A 16,293-nucleotide genomic window follows, 5' to 3' on the forward strand; every position below is an offset into this window, starting at 1 on the left:
ACGCCGCCGCGCAACCGCCTGCCCGCACGACGACGATAACGAAGGCCATGGAGGCGACTCATGCTGGTCGGTGTGCCGAAAGAGATCAAGAACCACGAATACCGTGTCGGCCTCACGCCGGCCGGCGCGCGCGAACTCACGCGGCACGGCCATCGCGTGCTCGTGCAGCGCGGCGCGGGCACGGCGATCGGCCTGCTCGACGACGACTACACGGCCGCCGGCGCATCGCTCAGCGACGGCGCCGACGAGATCTTCGCGCGGGCCGACATGATCATCAAGGTGAAGGAGCCGCAGCCCGCCGAATGCGCGATGCTGCGGCGCGGCCAGATTCTCTACACGTACCTGCATCTCGCACCCGATCCCGATCAGGCCGCCGCGCTCGTGAAATCCGGCGCGGTGTGCATCGCGTACGAAACCGTGACGGGCCCCGGCGGCGGCCTGCCGCTGCTCGCGCCGATGAGCGAAGTCGCCGGCCGCATGTCGATCCAGGTCGCGGCGACCCACCTCGAAAGCCCGCGCGGCGGCCGTGGCCTGCTGATGGCCGGCGTGCCGGGCGTGCCGGCCGCGCACGTCGTCGTGCTCGGCGCGGGCGTCGTGGGCACCGGCGCGCTGCAGATGGCGGTGGGCCTCGGCGCGCGCGTCACCGTGCTCGACAACAACGTGAACCGGTTGCGCCAGCTCGATCTCGTGTTCGCCAACCGGATTGCAACCGTCTGCTCGAATGCGCATACGGTCGACGAAGCCGTGCGCGATGCCGACGTCGTGATCGGCGCCGTACTCGTGCCTGGCGCGTCGGCGCCGCGGCTCGTCACGCGCGACATGATCGCGACGATGCGCAAGGGGGCGGTCGTCGTCGACGTCGCGATCGACCAGGGCGGATGCTTCGAGACCTCGCATGCGACCACGCACGCGGCGCCGACCTTCGTCGTCGACGGCGTGGTCCACTACTGCGTCGCGAACATGCCCGGCGCGGTCGCGCGCACGTCCACCTTTGCGCTGAACAATGCGACGCTCGGCCATGCGCTCGCGCTCGCCGACAAGGGCTGGAAACAGGCGATGCTCGACGATCCGCACCTGCGCGCGGGCCTGAACGTGTGCGACGGCCACATCACGTACGAAGCCGTCGCGCAGGCGCTTGCGCTGCCGTACGTCCCGGCCACCGGCGTGCTGGCATGACCGTGCCGGCATGAACCGAACGCAACGCGGCCGGCCGCGTTGCGTTCACGCGCCTTTCGACCGGCTCCGCTTGCCGCCGCCCATCGTGCGCGCCAGCAGCGGCCGCAGTTGCGCGAGCGTGCGCGTGTTCAGAACGTCGTGCCGCGTCAGCCAGCCGCGCCGCGCCTGGTCGACGCCGAACGCGAGATTGTCGAGTTCGTCCGCGCTGCATGCATCCGAACCGATCGCGACCGGCACGCCGGCCTTCGCGGCCTCGCGGCACCAGACGTCCGGCAGGTCCAGGCGCCGCGGCTGAGCATCGAGTTCGACGAAACAGCCGCGCGCGGCAACCTGCGCGAGCACGCGCGGCACATCGAGTTCGCAGGCGTCGCGCTCGCCGAGCATGCGACCGGTCGGATGCGCGAGAATCGTGAAATACGGATGGTCCATCGCGCGCAGCATGCGATCGGTCTGCACGCCGCGCGGCAGGTCGAAACCGTCGCGTACCGCGCCCACCACGAGATCGAGCCGGCCGAGCATCGCGTCGGGCACGTCCAGGCTGCCATCCTCGCGAATGCCCGCTTCCACGCCCTTGAGCAACACGAAATCGTCGAACGTCGCGTTGACGCGATCGATGTCGTCGAGCTGCCGCGCGAGCCAGTCGAAGCCGCCTCGAGCGCCGCCGTCGGGCGGGACGCGATCGGTGACGGCCAGATACGCGAGCCCGCGCGCACGCGCTGCCGCGGCCATCGCGCGCAGGCCGTCGCGGCCGGCCGACACGTCGGTATGCGCGTGCAGGTCGCCATGCAGATGCTTGCGCTCCACCAGCGCCGGCAGCGTGCCGGCACGGCACGCATCGACCTCGCCGCGATCCTCGCGCAACTCGGGCGGCACCTCGTGCAGCCCGATGGCCGCGTAGACCGATGCCTCCGTCGCGCCGGCAATCCGCTCGTCGCCGCGAAACACGCCGTATTCGTTGATCTTCAGGCCACCGGCCTGCGCGAGCCGGCGCAGCGCGATGTTGTGCGCCTTCGATCCGGTGAAGTAGACGAGCGCCGCGCCGAACGCATCGGCATCGACGACGCGCAGGTCGACCTGCAACCCGTTGGCGAGCATCGCGCTCGACCGGGTCTTGCCGTGTGCGAGCACGCGCGCCACGTCGCCGTAGCCGACGAACGCGTCGGCGACCGCGGCAGCGTCGCGTGCGGTGACGAGGATGTCGAGATCGCCAACCGTCTCGCGGCGGCGGCGGAAGCTGCCGGCCGGCACGGCCTTGCCGACGCCGGCCACCGCGCGCAGGCGTTCGAGCAACGGCGTCAGCGCATGCGCGGCGTCGGGCAGCAGGAAGCGTTGCGGCTCACGCTGCAGGCGATCGTCGATCGCCTCGATCAGATGGGCTTCGGTTTTCGCACCGAAGCCCGGCAGTTCGCGCACATGCCCGCTCTTCGCTTCGGCGCGCAACTGCTCGAGCGAATCGACGCGCAGCGCGTCGTGCAGCGCCTTCACGCGTTTCGCGCCGAGCCCGGGCACGTCGAGCAGCGAGACGATCGCGCCCGGTAGCGCATGCCGCAAGGTTTGCTGCAGTTCGCAGGTGCCGGTCGCGGCGATCTCGCGCAGCTTCGACGCGAGATCGGCCCCGATCGACGGAATCTTCCCGAGATCGTCGCCGTTCGCGATCATCGTCGGGATATCGCGGCCGTAGTCGGCGATCGTGCGGGCGGCGTTGCGGTATGCCCGCACGCGAAACGGGTTGGCGCCCTGGATCTCGAGCATGTCGGCGATTTCGGCGAACACGGCCGCGCACTCGGCATTGTGGATCGGCATGATCGGCGTGCCCCCTTCCACGTGGATGGCGCCGCGCGCCGGCGCGACGGCGTCTGCCCGCCCGGCGTCGCGTGTCGACGACGCCCGGCGCCCGTTGGTCATCCTGCGCCGGCCGCCCGGCGCGTGCAGCGCGGTGGATACCGCGACGTCAGAGCGACGCGCGCGGCGTCGTCGCGTAGCGGCGCTCGTACAGCAACTGGCAATGCGTGCAGCGTTCGGCGGTCGGGCGCGCCAGCAGGCGCTCGTAGCCGACCGAGCCGTCGCAGTCGATGCATTCGCCGTAGCTGCCGTCGCGCATCCGCTGCTGCGCGCGGCCGACCGCGCGCAGTTCGGTCAGCTTCATGCCGATCAACGCGTGATCGACGTCGACGAACAGATCGGCGTTCGCCTCGTCGCCCTCGTCCGGCGCCGCGCCGGCAAGGTCCGCATAGGATTCCAGCGCGCGCTGGTCCTCGCTCGCGCGGATCTCCGCACGCAGCGCCTGCTCGCTCTCGTTCAGCCGCTGTTTCAGCGTCTGCCGTTGTTGTTGGTCGAGCGACATGGCCGTCTCTCCTGTTCCGGGTTCCGCGCGAAAAAGTGAGGCGCGCGGTATCGCGCCGGTACGCGGCGCGCAGGCATGACCTGCGTCGCCGCATCCGGATGCGCGGCCGGACGTGCAGAACGCCGGACGCATTCGACGCAGGATAAACCCATTGAACATGCGTGTGTTGACCGGAATCAGCGTGCGGGTCACGCAGCGTCAGCGGTGAGGAAACTGGGGACGGACGCGCAATCCCGACCCGCGGCTCGCGCCGCGCGGCCCGTCCGCGCAACCGCGGCGCGCAATTTCCGCGCGGCCGCGCGCGTCTTCCCGTGCCCGCGAACCGGCATCAGGCCGTCGGTACGATCGCTCGCGCGGCGCCGACTCGATCATTCGTTTTCCTCAGAATGCATTGCGGCCGATGAAGCCGCGAACCACCGTCAGCAGGATGATCTTGATGTCGAACCAGAAGCTCCAGTTCTGCATGTAGAACAGATCGAACTTCACGCGCGCCGCCATCGCCTCGACCTTGCGCGTCTCGCCGCGATAGCCGTTCACCTGCGCCCATCCGGTGATGCCGGGCCGCACACGGTAGCGGTACATGTAGCAGTCGACCAGTTGCCGATAGAAGTCGTCGTGTTCGATCGCATGCGGGCGCGGGCCGACCACCGACATCTGCCCGAACAGCACGTTGAAGAACTGCGGCAGCTCGTCGAGCGAGGTGCGCCGCAGGAACGCGCCGACGCGCGTGATGCGCGCATCGTTGCGCGACGCCTGCCGCAGGACGCCCGGCTGCGCGCGATGCACGCGCATCGTCCGGAACTTCAGGATATCGAACTCACGGCCGTCGACGCCCTTGCGGCGCTGCCTGAACAGCACGGGCCCGGGCGAAGACAGCTTGACCGCGATCGCGAGCATCGTCAGCAGCGGCAGCAATGGAATCAGCACGGCGAACGCGAACAGCCGGTCGAACGCGAACTTCGCCCACAGCTCCGGCGCGGAGCGCGGCGTGGTCGCGAGATTGATCGCCGGCATGCCGAGCACGTCGGTCGCGGAGCGATCGACGACCGCCATCTGCCGCACGTCGGGCAACAGCCGCAACTCGACGAACTCGTCGCGCAGTTCGCGCACGATGCGCTGGATCCGCCACTCGTGCGACATCGGCAGCGTGAGCCAGACCTCGTCGATGTCACCGCCGCGAATCCGGTCGCGCAACGCGTTCCAGTCGTCGATCACCGGCACGCCGCCGATGCCGCTCGCGGCGGCCGCCGCATCGTCGTCGAATACGCACGCGGCCACGAACGGGCCGTTCGGCGCAAGCTGCATCCGCTCGATCGCCACGCGCCCGTAGGCCGTTGCGCCGACGACGGCGACGCGGCGTTGCCGTGCGCGCGGGTCGCCGCGCGTCAGCGCGAGCGCCAGCAGCGCCGCGCGGCCGAGCAGCAGCGTCGCGTCGCCGGCCAGCACCGTTTGCACGATCCAGCGCGTCGTGACCGTGCCGCCGCGATTCATCATCCATACCGTGCCGGCCACCGTCAGCACGCTCGCGCACATCACCGCCACCAGCGTGTGCGTCAGCACGTGCGCGCCGCCCTGCACCGCCACGCCGCCGCGCACGGTGCGCAGGTAGCGCGGCAGCAGCGCCACCGTCAGCACGCACAGCAGCGCGATCGCGCCGCGCTGCGCGTCGGACAGCGCATGCCAGCCGAGGCCCGACGCCGCCTGTGCGGCGAGCGCCCCCGCCAGCACGAGCACGACGTCGGCCGCCGCGATCGCGGCACGCCGCATCGCATTCGTTCCACCGGACATCGGCTGCATCGTCACGCACCGTGTGCCGGGAATCCGCGACGGCTCTCCAGCATGCGCGGGTGGACCGTCGCCGGCCTCGCATTCCCGCGCGTGCCGAGCAGCCGGCGATAGTCCGCGCGAATCAGGTCGTAGCATTCGCACGCATGATGTTCGAGGCCGTCGCGGTCGAGCACCGTGATGCGGCCGCGGCGCTGCCGGATCAGCCCGGCTTCCTGCAGGTTGCCGGCCGCCTCCGTCACACCCTCGCGCCGCACGCCGAGCATGTTCGCGATCGTCTGCTGCGTGACCGTTAGCTCGTCGCCGTCGATCCTGTCATGCGCGAGCAGCAGCCAGCGGCTGAGCTGCTCGCTGACCGAGTGGTGGCGGTTGCACAGCGCGCTGCGCGAGATTTGCGCCATCGTCGCCTGGCAAGTGTTCAGCAGCAGCCGGTAGGTCTGCGGCGACCGCTCGAACTCGGCGCGCATCACGCAACTCGGCACGCGATAGGCCATTCCGCCGATGCGCACCTCGACCCGGCTCGACGCCGCGATGCCGCCCACCAGCGTCCCCAGCCCGACCACCCCCTCGCGGCCGACCACCGCCACCTCGACCATCGCACCGTCCTCCATCAGGTGCTGCACCGACATCATCGCCGTCGTCGGAAAGTGCAGATGACGCATCGGTTCGCCGACCCGGTCGAGCATCCCGGCCTTGATCCTGACCAGTTCGAGATGCGGTGCGATGGTGCGGATGCTGTCCTCCGGGAGGGCAGCAAGGATGGCGTTCGCCGAGTAGCTCGAGTGAAGATGAAGCATGTCTGTATCCCTTTTATCGTCCGCGCCGCCTGCAGCCGCGTGCACGGAACTCGTTATCGCGATGCGCGTCCGGACATTGATGCGGTTGCGGCCCACAACCCCGAATCCGACTGACCATCGGCTTGTCATCGCCGGATTGAGTCCACTGCCACGTTTCGACACGCCAGCCCGAATAAGCGATTTACGTGCCAATACCCGTCCATCCTTAATATATGAATCACATTCGATTTAGAGCCCCCGAATAACCGGCCCCAAAAGCAAAAAAACGTCTCATTTCCGGACACTCGCCCACGCAACGGACACAGCAGGCATTCGACCGGTCAATCCCCATGCATCGGGCCGGCACGGTCGCGTGGGGCCACGATGCTTATCGTTCAAATACTTACAGCGGATTTTCAATTGTTTCCATGATGTGCAGCGCAGCATTCCCCGACGTCGGCGCGCCGCGCACGTTCGTTTCAAACTGTCTCAAATTTGAATCGGCACACTAATTCAGCCCTCTGTCGGTTAGCGCACATATCGCTTACAAGCCATTGATTCAATTGCAAAATCAGGCGATCCCCATTTTTTGTCAAATAATGTTCAATGACTTCCCGGCACTTCGCGGTACGATGCACAACGTCGTTCGATTGATTCCCTGCCGGCATCGAATGACAAGCAACAACACGATTCCATTTCCGGATGATTAATTTCAGGAAAATGAATCATTAAATCGACATAACGTTTGCGGCCAATCTCAACCGTCAAACTTTGTGAAATGGCAGAATGCGCAATTGTGCGAATTCAATTGCGTGCTAGCCTTTTTTGCGAGTATCGTCATTCGGTTTTTGATCAACAAAAGTCCGCACGGTCGTGCGAAATTTCCGTTCCGGAGTTCGCGCCGACGACGCGCGACCGTCATTCTGCGAGGATGCGCCGTGACTCATCAGGCTCCCGACGCCGTCGCGTATGCGAACGGCATGATCGAGCTTTCCCACAGCTTCGATGCCAACCGTTTTCTCGCGGCCATCGACCGCGACGAACTCGCCACGCTGACGCCCCACCTTCAACTCGTTCACCTGAAATCCGGGCAGGTGCTCTGCGAACCGGGCGAAATGCTCGCCGCCGTCTACCTGCCGGTCACGACCGCGATCTCGCTGCAGTACGTGTCGTCTGGCGGCATGACGCTGGAAGTCGCGGAGATCGGCAGCGAAAGCGTGGTCTGCGACGACGTGATCGGCGGCAGCGGCCAGATGCCGTGCCGGGCGCTCGCGTGCCGCGACGGCTTCGTCTACCGGCTCGACCGGCGCGTCTTCGCGGCCGCGTTCGATGCGTCGCCGGTGATCCGCCATCTCGTGTTCGTCTGCGTGCGGCTGCTGATGGCGCAGGTCTCGCAGATCACGTTCTGCAGCCGTCATCACGTGCTCAAACATCAGTTATGCAGATGGTTTCTGCTCGCGTTCGACCGCACCCGCAGTATCGAGATCCAGGTGACGCACAGCATGCTCGCGCAAATGCTCGGCGTACGGCGCGAAACGGTCACGGACGCCGCCGGCGAAATCCAGAAGCTCGGCCTGATCCGGCAATACCGCAGCTCGATCGAGCTCGCCGACCTCGGCGGCCTCGAAAAAATGTCGTGCGGCTGCCGCGCGATCGTGCGCGACGAGATGAAGCGCATCCTGTCGGCCGACTCGGGCGTGCCGGCCGCATCGCGCGCGTGACCGGCGTGCCGGACCGGGACGGCGCTTCGGCGCCGCACGCGTACCGGTTCAGCTGTTTGTAGGGTGGCGAACAGAACGCCGTGTCTGCCAGTGGTCTACTGATGCCGGACTGCCGGGGGGATGTCAGCGCATATCGCGCGTTCGCCCGAGCGGACGACACCACGCACGCCGGAGCAGCACGTGAAAAACGAAATCAGAACCATCCTGAAGCACGTCGCCCATCTCGAAGCCGCGATCGATTCGATCGGCGACGGGGACGACCTCTACGAAGCGGGCCTCTCCTCCCTCGATACGATCCAGTTGATGCTCGCGATCGAAAAGCAGTTCAACATCGAGATTCCCGACGAGATGCTGAACCGCAACCTGTTCCGCAGCATCGACGCGCTCGCGGACACGATCGCCACGCTGCAACGCACCGAGCACTCCGCATGAGCGCGCTGCTTCCCGAACTCGCGCCCGACAGCGAATCGCATCGCCTCGACGAGGCCGCGCATGCCGTCGCGCAAATCGCCGCCCAGCATGCCGATGCGGTCGATCGCGACGCGCGCTGCCCCGTCGAGGCGATCGAGGCGATGCGCGCGCGCCGCCTGCTCGGCGCCATGGTGCCCCCCCATCTCGGCGGCGCGGGCGCGTCGCTGGAAGACATCGCGTCGGCCTGCTCGATCCTCGGCCAGGCCTGCGCGTCGTCGGCGATGGTGTTCGCGATGCACCAGATCCAGGTCGCGTGCATCGTCGACCACGCCGCCGACCAGGGCTGGCACAAGCTGTTCCTGCAGCAGCTCGTGCGTCACCAATGGCTGCTGGCGTCGGCCACGTCGGAAGACGGCGTCGGCGGCAACCTGCGCGCGAGCCAGTGCGCGCTCGAAATCGACGGCGGCGGATTCCGGCTGCACAAGGCCGCGCCGACGATCTCGTACGGCGACTACGCGGACGGCATTCTCGCCACCGCGCGACGCGATGCGGATGCGCCGGCTTCCGAGCAGGTGCTCGTCACGCTGCTGCGCGACGGCTATACGCTGACGCGCCGCGGCGAATGGGACACGCTCGGCATGCGCGGCACGTGCAGCAACGGCTTCGTGCTCGACGCGCAGGGCGCCGCCGTGCAATGCCTGCCGGTGCCGTTCGCGAAGATCGCCGAGGAAACGATGGTGCCCGTCTCGCACATCCTGTGGGCCGCGGTGTGGATCGGCGTGGCCGGCGACGCGTTCCATCGCGCGCACCAGTTCTTCCGCGCGCAGGCGCGCCAGACCGACGGCGCGCCTTCGCCCGCCGCGCGGCGCATCGCCGAATCGCTGGCGCTGATGCAGGCGATGCAGGCCCGCGTCGACAACGTGCTGCGCCTCCACGCGAACGCGCAGGCCCGCTCGTGGTCGGCCGGCATGGCCTGGGCCGCCGAGATCAATACGCTGAAGACCTTCGTGTCGGCGACCGCGCTCGAAGTCGCGCATCAGGCGATGATGATCTGCGGGATGGCCGGCTACAAGCAAGGCACGCCGTTCAGCATCGGCCGCCACATTCGCGACCTGCACGCGGCGCCGCTGATGATCAGCAACGACCGCATTGCCGCCAACACTGCGAGCCTGTTGCTCGCGCTGCGTCCCGCGACGCTGGAGAAACATACGTGAACGATCGCCTCGCCGTGCCCTCCGCCGCCTCCGTTCCCGCCGACGCGCCGCTCGACCGTGCGGGCGTCAACCCGCTGCGCGACGCGCTGATCGACGCGGGCCTGCTGGTCTCGACCGGCATCCAGGGCCTGTTCGGCCGCAGCGAGCGATTCGAGCGCGTCGTCGAAGCGCTCGACGCGTTCGTCACGCGCATCGGCGCCGACCAGCAGGCCGAAGTGCTGCGCTTCCCGCCGGCGATGAGCCGCACCGAGTTCGAGCGCAGCGAATACATGAAGAGCTTCCCGCAGCTGGCGGGCAGCGTGCACGCGTTCTGCGGCGACGAGCGCCAGCACCAGCGCGTGCTGCAATGCCTCGATCGCGGCGACGACTGGACCGAGAACCAGAAGCCGACTTACGTCGTGATGACGCCGGCCGCGTGCTACCCCGTGTATCCCGTCGTCGCGCGTGCGGGCGCGCTGCACCCGGACGGCCGCATCGTCGACGTATTCTCGTACTGCTTCCGTCACGAACCGTCGCTCGACCCGACCCGCATGCAGTTGTTCCGGATGCGCGAGTACGTGCGGATCGGCACGCCCGAGCAGATCGTCTCGTTCCGCGAGACGTGGATCGAACGCGGCACGCGGATGATCGAAGCGCTGCGCCTGCCGAACGCGATCGATCTCGCGAACGACCCGTTCTTCGGACGCGGCGGCAAGATCGTCGCGGACAGCCAGCGCGAGCAGAACCTGAAGTTCGAGCTGCTGATCCCGATCGAGCACGACGACCGCCAGACCGCATGCCTGAGCTTCAACTACCACATGGATCATTTCGGGCTGCTGTGGGACATCCGTACCGCGACGGGCGACGTCGCGCACACGGGCTGCGTCGGCTTCGGCCTCGAACGGCTCACGCTCGCGCTGTTCCGCCACCACGGCTTCGATATCGACGCGTGGCCGCGCGAGGTGCGCGACGTGCTGTGGGGTACGCGATGAGGTTCGTTTCCCGCGACGGCGAAGACGCGTCGTTCGAGAGCGTGCGCCATCGCGCGCGCCACTACCGGCCGCATCCGCTGCACAGTCAGGAGATGGTCTGGAAACAGACCAACTGCTACGTCGACATGTGGCTCGAGGTGCTCCGGTGGTGGGGTCTCAATCCGTACGCGGCGCTGCCGTTTACGATCGCGCTCGATTTCGAGGGCGACCAGTTCACGTTCTTCAAGTTTCCGCACGACGAGCTGGAGCGACTCTACGGGATCGTCGTGCAGGAACATTCGATCTACGAGCCGCTCGACCAGCACATCGAGACGCAGGTCGCGCGCGGACACCTGATGATCGTCGAGGTCGATGCGTGGTTCCTGCCCGATACGCGCGGCAGCAGTTACCGCACGCAGCACACGAAGACGACGATCGGCATCGACGCGATCGACCGCGCGAAGCACCAGATCGGCTATTTCCACAACAGCGGCTATTACGTCGCCGAGGATGTCGATTACAGCGGGCTCGTCGGCGGCAGTTCGCCGATGGCGCTGCCGCCGTACGTCGAATGCGCGAAGCGACGCTTTGCGCCGCTCGACGAGCGCGCGCTCTGCGATGCCTCCCTCGCCGCGTTGCAGCGCCACCTGCGGCGCCTGCCGGTCGTCGATCCGGTCGCGGCATTTCGCCGGCAGTTGCAGACCGACGCACCGGTTCTCGCGGAAGCGCCGCTCGAACGCTTCCATGCGTACTCGTTCAATTCGGTGCGGCAGCTCGGCGCGAATTTCGAACTGTTCGGCCACTATGCGCGCTGGCTGCAGGCAAGCGGCTGCACCGGGCCGTTCGCCGAAATCCGCGCCGCGTGCGATCGCATCGCGTCGGAAGCAATGGTGCTCGAATTCCGGCTCGCGCGCGCGTGCGCACGCGGCAAGGAAGAGCGCGGCGAGTCGACGCTCGACGCGATCGAGGCCGCGTATGGCGACCTCGTCGCGTGCGCGCGGCAGATCGGCGCGCCGCTGCGGCACGTGACGCCGGTGCGCTGCGACACGGAGCCCGTGTCGGCCATGCGGTGACGCGCGCGCGCCCCCTGCCCGCGTGGTCGATGCTGGCGACGCCCGCGGGCGCCGTGCGGCACCCGCGCGACCTCCCGGCCGACCCGGGCGGCTGGATCGCGGCGCCGGTGCCGGGCACGGTCGCGCAGGCGCTCGCGCTGGCCGGCCGGCTCGACGAAGCCGCGTCGCTCGACGAGCGCGACCACTGGTACCGGCTCGCGCTGCGCGGGCGCGGGCCGCGCATCCTGCGCTTTCACGGCCTCGCGACGCTTGCACAGGCGTGGCTCGACGACACGCCGATCCACAGCTCGGACAGCATGTTCGTCGCGCACGACGTGCCCGTGTCGCTCGACGGCACGCACCGGCTGACCGTCTGTTTCCGCGCCCTCGCGCCGCACCTGCGCGACGCGCGCGCGCCGCGCCGTGCGCGCTGGCGCACGCGGCTCGCCGAGCCGGCCGCGCTGCGCACGATCCGCACGTCGCTGTTCGGACACATGCCGGGCTGGTTCCCGCCGTATGTGCCCACCGGCCCGTGGCGGCCCGTCGACGTGCTCGATCCGGCCGACGGGCCCGTTCTGGCCGATTGCACACTGCAGGCGCGCGTCGAGGGCGACACGGGCTGGCTCGACGCGGAACTCACGTTCGCCGTGGCGCTGCCCGACACGTTCGCGGCGCGGCTGTCGTGCGGCGACCATCACGCGACGCTCGAACGTGCCGGCGCCGCCCAACTGCGCGCAAGCGTTCCGGTACCGAACGTGCGTCGCTGGTGGCCGCATACGCACGGCGAGCCGGCGCTCTACGAGATCGCGCTGCATATCGGCGATGCGCGCCGGCCGCTCGGCTCGACGGGTTTCCGCACGATCGACGTCGATTCCGGCGCGGACGGCAAGGGTTTCGGGCTGCGCGTCAACGGCGTGCCCGTATTCGCGCGCGGCGCATGCTGGAGCAGCGCCGCGCCGCTCGCGCTGCACGCGGACGACGCGACCTACGGCCGCCTGCTCGGGCTCGCGCGCGACGCCGGCTTCAACATGATCCGGGTAGGCGGCACGATGGCCTACGAGGCCGACGCCTTCCACGCATGGTGCGACCGGCTCGGGCTGCTGGTCTGGCAGGACTTCGGCTTCGCGAACTTCGATTACGCGCTCGACGACCCCGCGTTCGCGGCCAACGTCGACCGCGAAGCGAGCCAGTTCCTCTCGCGTCACGGCGCTTCGCCGTCGCTTGCGGTGCTGTGCGGCGGCAGCGAGATCGCGCAACAGGCTGCGATGTCGGGGCTCGGGCCGAAGCAGCGCTTTCTCGAGCTGACGGCCGACCGGCTGGCCGCTCACGCGGCCGCGCACCGCCCCGACGTCCCGTACGTGCCCGATTCGCCCGACGGCGGCGTGCTGCCGTTCACGCCGCGCGAACGCGTGTCGCACTACTACGGCGTCGGTGCGTACCTGCGCCCGCTCGACGACGCGCGCCGCGCGGACGTGCGCTTCGCGAGCGAATGCCTCGCATTCGCGAACCTGCCATGCGATGCGACGCTCGCCGAACTCGGCTGGCCCGGCGTGCACGAACCGCGCTGGAAGGCGGCCGTGCCGCGCGACCCCGGCACGTCGTGGGATTTCGACGATATCCGCGACCACTATCTGCAGACGCTGTACGACGTCGCGCCCGACCGGCTGCGGCGCGAGGATCCTGCGCGCTATGTCGAGCTGTCGCGCGCGGTGATCGCGGACGTGATGCGCGAGACGTTTTCCGAGTGGCGACGCACCGGTTCGCGGTGCGCCGGCGCGCTCGTGTGGCAATTCCAGGACGTGATGCCGGGCGCCGGATGGGGCGTGATCGACGCCGCGCACCGGCCGAAATCGGCATGGTATGCGCTGCGCCAGGTGCTGCAGCCGGTCCAGGTGCTGCTCGTCGACGAAGGGCTGAACGGGCTCGACGTGCATGTGGTCAACGAGCGCCCGGCGCCGCTGTCGGCCGCGATCGAACTGGTCGCGCTGCGCGACGGCCGCACGCCGGTCGCGCGGGCCGGCTGCGCGGTGCGGATCGCCGCGCACGACACGGTGCGGCTCGGCTCGGCCGAACTGCTCGGCCGCTTCTTCGACTGGACCTACGCGTACCGCTTCGGCCCGTGCGAACACGATACGGTGGTCGCCACGCTGCGCGCCGACGACGGCACGCCGCTGTCGCAGGCGTTCCATTTCCCGTCCCGCACGCATCCGGCCGTGCTGGCGCGCCGCGAACCCGGGATCGAGGCGTGCGTGTCGCGCACCGGCGAGACCTGGCACGTCGACATCGACACGCGACACGTCGCCCGCCACGTGCAGATCGACGCGCCGGGCTTCATGCCGAGCGACGACTGGTTCCATCTCGCGCCCGGCACGCCGGCGCGCATCGCACTCATTCCGTCGAGAATCGACGGGAAGCCTGCGGCGGCCGACGATAACGCACCGCCTGCGGTGGAAATCCGGGCCGTCAACGCCGCGCGCGCCGTGCGGGCCACGCCGGCCGGATGATGCGACGCTCGCGGCCGCCGCGAGCGTCATGCTTCCCGTATCAGTCGGACGAGCCCGTCCCGCGCGGTCGCTCGATCCCGTACGCCTCCATCCAGCGATACAGCGTCGCGCGCGACACGCCGAGCTCGCGCGCGGAAGCCGCGACGCGCCCGCGCGTCCGCAGCAACGCGGTTTCGATCGCCTCGCGCTCGATCGACTTGCGGATGTCGGCGACCGATGGCGACGCCGCATCGAGGCAGTATTCGAGCTCGAGGTCCTGCGCGGTGATCAGGCGCCCCTCCGTCATCACGACCGCACGGCGCACGCGGTTGATCAGTTCGCGGACATTGCCCGGCCAGTCGTGCTTGTAGAGCGCCGTGATCGCATCCGTCGAGAACCCGCGCACGCGATGGCGCGCATCGCCGCGAAAGCGCTCGAGCATGTGATGCGCGAGCAGCTCGATGTCCTTGCCGCGCGCGCGCAGCGGCGGCTGGTCGATGCGCATCACGCACAGCCGGTGGAACAGGTCGGCGCGAAAACGCCCTTCCTCCATCGCATCGCGCAGATCGACGTGCGTCGCCGACACGATCCTGACGTCGACCGGCACCGGATCGCTGCCGCCGAGACGATGAATCGAACGCTCCTGCAGAAACCGCAGCAGGCTTGCCTGGCTCTCGTGCGGCAGATCGCCGATTTCGTCGAGCAGCAGCGTGCCGCCGTTCGCGGCTTCGACGTAGCCGATCTTGCGCGCGTTCGCGCCAGTAAACGCGCCGCGCTCATAGCCGAACAGCTCCGATTGCAGCAGATGCGGCGGAATCGCACCGCAGTTGACCGCGACGAACGGGCCGTTGCGCCGCTCCGAATGACGATGGATCGCGACGGCCGTGAGTTCCTTGCCGGTGCCGGTTTCGCCGAACACGAACACGGGTGCGTCGGTGCGCGCGAAACGCCGCACCGTGTCGAACAGCCGCAGCATCGCGCTGCAGGTGCCGACGATGCCCTTTTCCTCCGATTCGAGCTGTTCGCGATCGCGCGCGAACAGGCATTCCATGCCGTACGCATGGCCGACCGTATCGGCGATCCGCTGGTGCGACGCCGGCAACGTGACATAGTCGAAGCAGTAGTCGCGCAACAGCGCGCGCACGTTCGGCGACGCGGTCTGGCCGACGTCCACGAGCGCCACCCAGACGACGTCGCGCATCGACGCGCAGGTCGACGCGATGCTGCCGATCGCATCGGCGTGGCCGCCGCTCAGGTCGAGAATGCCGCAGGTAATTTCGCCCGACGTGTCGCGCAGTTCGTTCGCATGCGCGACCACCGTCACTTTCCAGTCGCGGCGCGACAATTCCTTTCGCAGCATCACGGACGGCGACTGCGTCCAGTAAATCAGCGGACGCTGCCCGTTACCGCTCCCCACGCCGGCGCTCTTATCGCGCGTTATTGGCATATTCATAACGAACCGTCACTTTCCGCACTCCGCGAACCGTTCGCGTGCGCTGCGACCGGCGGCGCATGGCCGCCTTTCCGCGCTGCGCTTGCGCAGCGTTGGCGAAGATCGAAACTGCACACGGCGAACACCCCCGGAGGTCGAGCCGAATGTCATCCGGCCTCGTTGTCATCAAACTCGAACGGAATGCCCGGCTTCGGGAGCCATGACATTCCGGCTTTGAAGCGACCCGCCGTCAGGCGGGGCACGTCGGCAAACGGGGACTCCGTCCGCATGTACGGGGCGTCGTACACGACAGTCGCGCCCGCTGCGGAACCGGACGGCGGCCAAACCGTCGCCGGATTGGCCGCCCCATTTCATCCGCACCCGAATTTACACCCCGTTTCAAGTTGACCTTGTTACCAAAAGATAAACCTGAATCAGGCGGTTACGCTGCCCCGGGTTGCGCGCCATGCGCGTTTGACCACCGAGATTTGATTATCTACGACCATTGCCGTCAATCAGTGGCAAATACTACTTTTCCGCAATATTGATCCTGTCGATTACCGGCGATTTCCGCCGAAATCTCCCAAAAGTACGTGGAACCGTGCTCCACGGACCGCATAATCGCGCCGGCCGCCGCGTAACCGCATCGCGTTGCGCCGGTGTGCCGGCCGCCCGGTCGTTACACGCCGTAATCACCGGCATCCCGCCGCGCGGGCCTTTGCGACGCATTCCCGCCGGGCGACCTGGATTTCAGGACGCCGGCACGCGCGTCGTGCAGTGCAGCACGATGGCCATCGCGACCCGCCAACCCGCACGTCTGGACCGGAAGCCGGCACGCCGGAAGATCACCACGGCGGTGCAAACGCGCGACCGGCAGCGTACCGGCTCAGGCGTGCACGCCGCGCGGGCGCGCGGGATTTCGACGGGACGCGGCGAGATCGCATCCCCG

At 68.3% G+C, this 16,293-nt stretch carries 12 protein-coding genes; 7 read left to right on the forward strand and 5 right to left on the reverse strand.

Features of this window, described 5'->3' with window-relative positions:
- Positions 1-60 precede the first annotated feature (60 nt).
- Positions 61-1,176, forward strand: a complete 1,116-nt coding sequence (gene ald, locus WS64_RS20925; protein ID WP_060967583.1) for an alanine dehydrogenase — start codon at positions 61-63, stop codon at positions 1,174-1,176.
- A gap of 45 nt (positions 1,177-1,221) precedes the next feature.
- On the opposite strand, the gene polX is transcribed toward ald, so the two are convergent.
- From polX to WS64_RS20945, 4 genes are all read right to left on the reverse strand, one after another.
- Positions 1,222-2,979, reverse strand: coding sequence for a DNA polymerase/3'-5' exonuclease PolX (polX, locus tag WS64_RS20930; protein ID WP_060968525.1), 1,758 nt, complete (start codon positions 2,977-2,979; stop codon positions 1,222-1,224).
- A 148-nt stretch (positions 2,980-3,127) separates the two neighbouring features.
- Complete coding sequence (locus WS64_RS20935; protein ID WP_060967584.1) at positions 3,128-3,520, reverse strand: TraR/DksA family transcriptional regulator; 393 nt, start codon at positions 3,518-3,520, stop codon at positions 3,128-3,130.
- A gap of 381 nt (positions 3,521-3,901) precedes the next feature.
- Complete coding sequence (locus WS64_RS20940; RefSeq protein WP_060968526.1) at positions 3,902-5,308, reverse strand: undecaprenyl-phosphate glucose phosphotransferase; 1,407 nt, start codon at positions 5,306-5,308, stop codon at positions 3,902-3,904.
- 11 nt (positions 5,309-5,319) lie between these two features.
- Positions 5,320-6,102: a Crp/Fnr family transcriptional regulator gene (locus WS64_RS20945; protein ID WP_059639360.1), complete on the reverse strand. Its 783-nt coding sequence runs from the start codon at positions 6,100-6,102 to the stop codon at positions 5,320-5,322.
- Between the two features lie 917 nt (positions 6,103-7,019).
- Between WS64_RS20945 and WS64_RS20950 the strand changes: the two genes are divergently transcribed.
- The 6 genes from WS64_RS20950 to WS64_RS20975 all read left to right on the forward strand — a co-directional run bounded on the left by WS64_RS20950 (position 7,020) and on the right by WS64_RS20975 (position 13,933).
- Positions 7,020-7,802 (forward strand): Crp/Fnr family transcriptional regulator, encoded by a 783-nt coding sequence (locus WS64_RS20950; protein WP_179231773.1) that lies wholly within the window; start codon positions 7,020-7,022, stop codon positions 7,800-7,802.
- Positions 7,803-7,982: 180 nt separating this feature from the next.
- Positions 7,983-8,234, forward strand: a complete 252-nt coding sequence (locus WS64_RS20955) for an acyl carrier protein (protein WP_006490451.1) — start codon at positions 7,983-7,985, stop codon at positions 8,232-8,234.
- Complete coding sequence (locus WS64_RS20960; protein ID WP_060967585.1) at positions 8,231-9,427, forward strand: acyl-CoA dehydrogenase family protein; 1,197 nt, start codon at positions 8,231-8,233, stop codon at positions 9,425-9,427. Before WS64_RS20955 ends, WS64_RS20960 begins: the two co-directional genes overlap by 4 nt.
- On the forward strand, positions 9,424-10,398 hold the full coding sequence (locus WS64_RS20965; RefSeq protein WP_060967586.1) for an amino acid--[acyl-carrier-protein] ligase: 975 nt from the start codon (positions 9,424-9,426) through the stop codon (positions 10,396-10,398). The genes WS64_RS20960 and WS64_RS20965 overlap by 4 nt, the downstream gene beginning before the upstream one ends.
- The gene (locus WS64_RS20970; protein WP_059639920.1) at positions 10,395-11,450 is read left to right on the forward strand and encodes a DUF1839 family protein; all 1,056 of its coding nucleotides are present in this window, start codon (positions 10,395-10,397) and stop codon (positions 11,448-11,450) included. Before WS64_RS20965 ends, WS64_RS20970 begins: the two co-directional genes overlap by 4 nt.
- Before the next feature lie 29 nt (positions 11,451-11,479).
- Positions 11,480-13,933 (forward strand): glycoside hydrolase family 2 protein, encoded by a 2,454-nt coding sequence (locus tag WS64_RS20975; RefSeq protein WP_244166621.1) that lies wholly within the window; start codon positions 11,480-11,482, stop codon positions 13,931-13,933.
- Positions 13,934-13,973: 40 nt separating this feature from the next.
- On the opposite strand, the gene WS64_RS20980 is transcribed toward WS64_RS20975, so the two are convergent.
- The gene (locus tag WS64_RS20980) at positions 13,974-15,365 is read right to left on the reverse strand and encodes a sigma-54 dependent transcriptional regulator (protein WP_059574633.1); all 1,392 of its coding nucleotides are present in this window, start codon (positions 15,363-15,365) and stop codon (positions 13,974-13,976) included.
- Positions 15,366-16,293: the final 928 nt, after the last annotated feature.

Origin of the sequence: Burkholderia anthina (assembly GCF_001547525.1) — a bacterium.
Classification (GTDB): Bacteria; Pseudomonadota; Gammaproteobacteria; order Burkholderiales; family Burkholderiaceae; genus Burkholderia; species Burkholderia semiarida.

Coding starts and splice junctions, on each gene's coding strand:
- ald (WP_060967583.1), top strand. CDS start 61: ATGCTGGTCGGTGTGCCGAAAGAGATCAAGAACCACGAATACCGTGTC.
- polX (WP_060968525.1), bottom strand. CDS start 2,979: ATGCCGATCCACAATGCCGAGTGCGCGGCCGTGTTCGCCGAAATCGCC.
- WS64_RS20935 (WP_060967584.1), bottom strand. CDS start 3,520: ATGTCGCTCGACCAACAACAACGGCAGACGCTGAAACAGCGGCTGAAC.
- WS64_RS20940 (WP_060968526.1), bottom strand. CDS start 5,308: ATGTCCGGTGGAACGAATGCGATGCGGCGTGCCGCGATCGCGGCGGCC.
- WS64_RS20945 (WP_059639360.1), bottom strand. CDS start 6,102: ATGCTTCATCTTCACTCGAGCTACTCGGCGAACGCCATCCTTGCTGCC.
- WS64_RS20960 (WP_060967585.1), top strand. CDS start 8,231: ATGAGCGCGCTGCTTCCCGAACTCGCGCCCGACAGCGAATCGCATCGC.
- WS64_RS20970 (WP_059639920.1), top strand. CDS start 10,395: ATGAGGTTCGTTTCCCGCGACGGCGAAGACGCGTCGTTCGAGAGCGTG.
- WS64_RS20975 (WP_244166621.1), top strand. CDS start 11,480: ATGCTGGCGACGCCCGCGGGCGCCGTGCGGCACCCGCGCGACCTCCCG.
- WS64_RS20980 (WP_059574633.1), bottom strand. CDS start 15,365: ATGAATATGCCAATAACGCGCGATAAGAGCGCCGGCGTGGGGAGCGGT.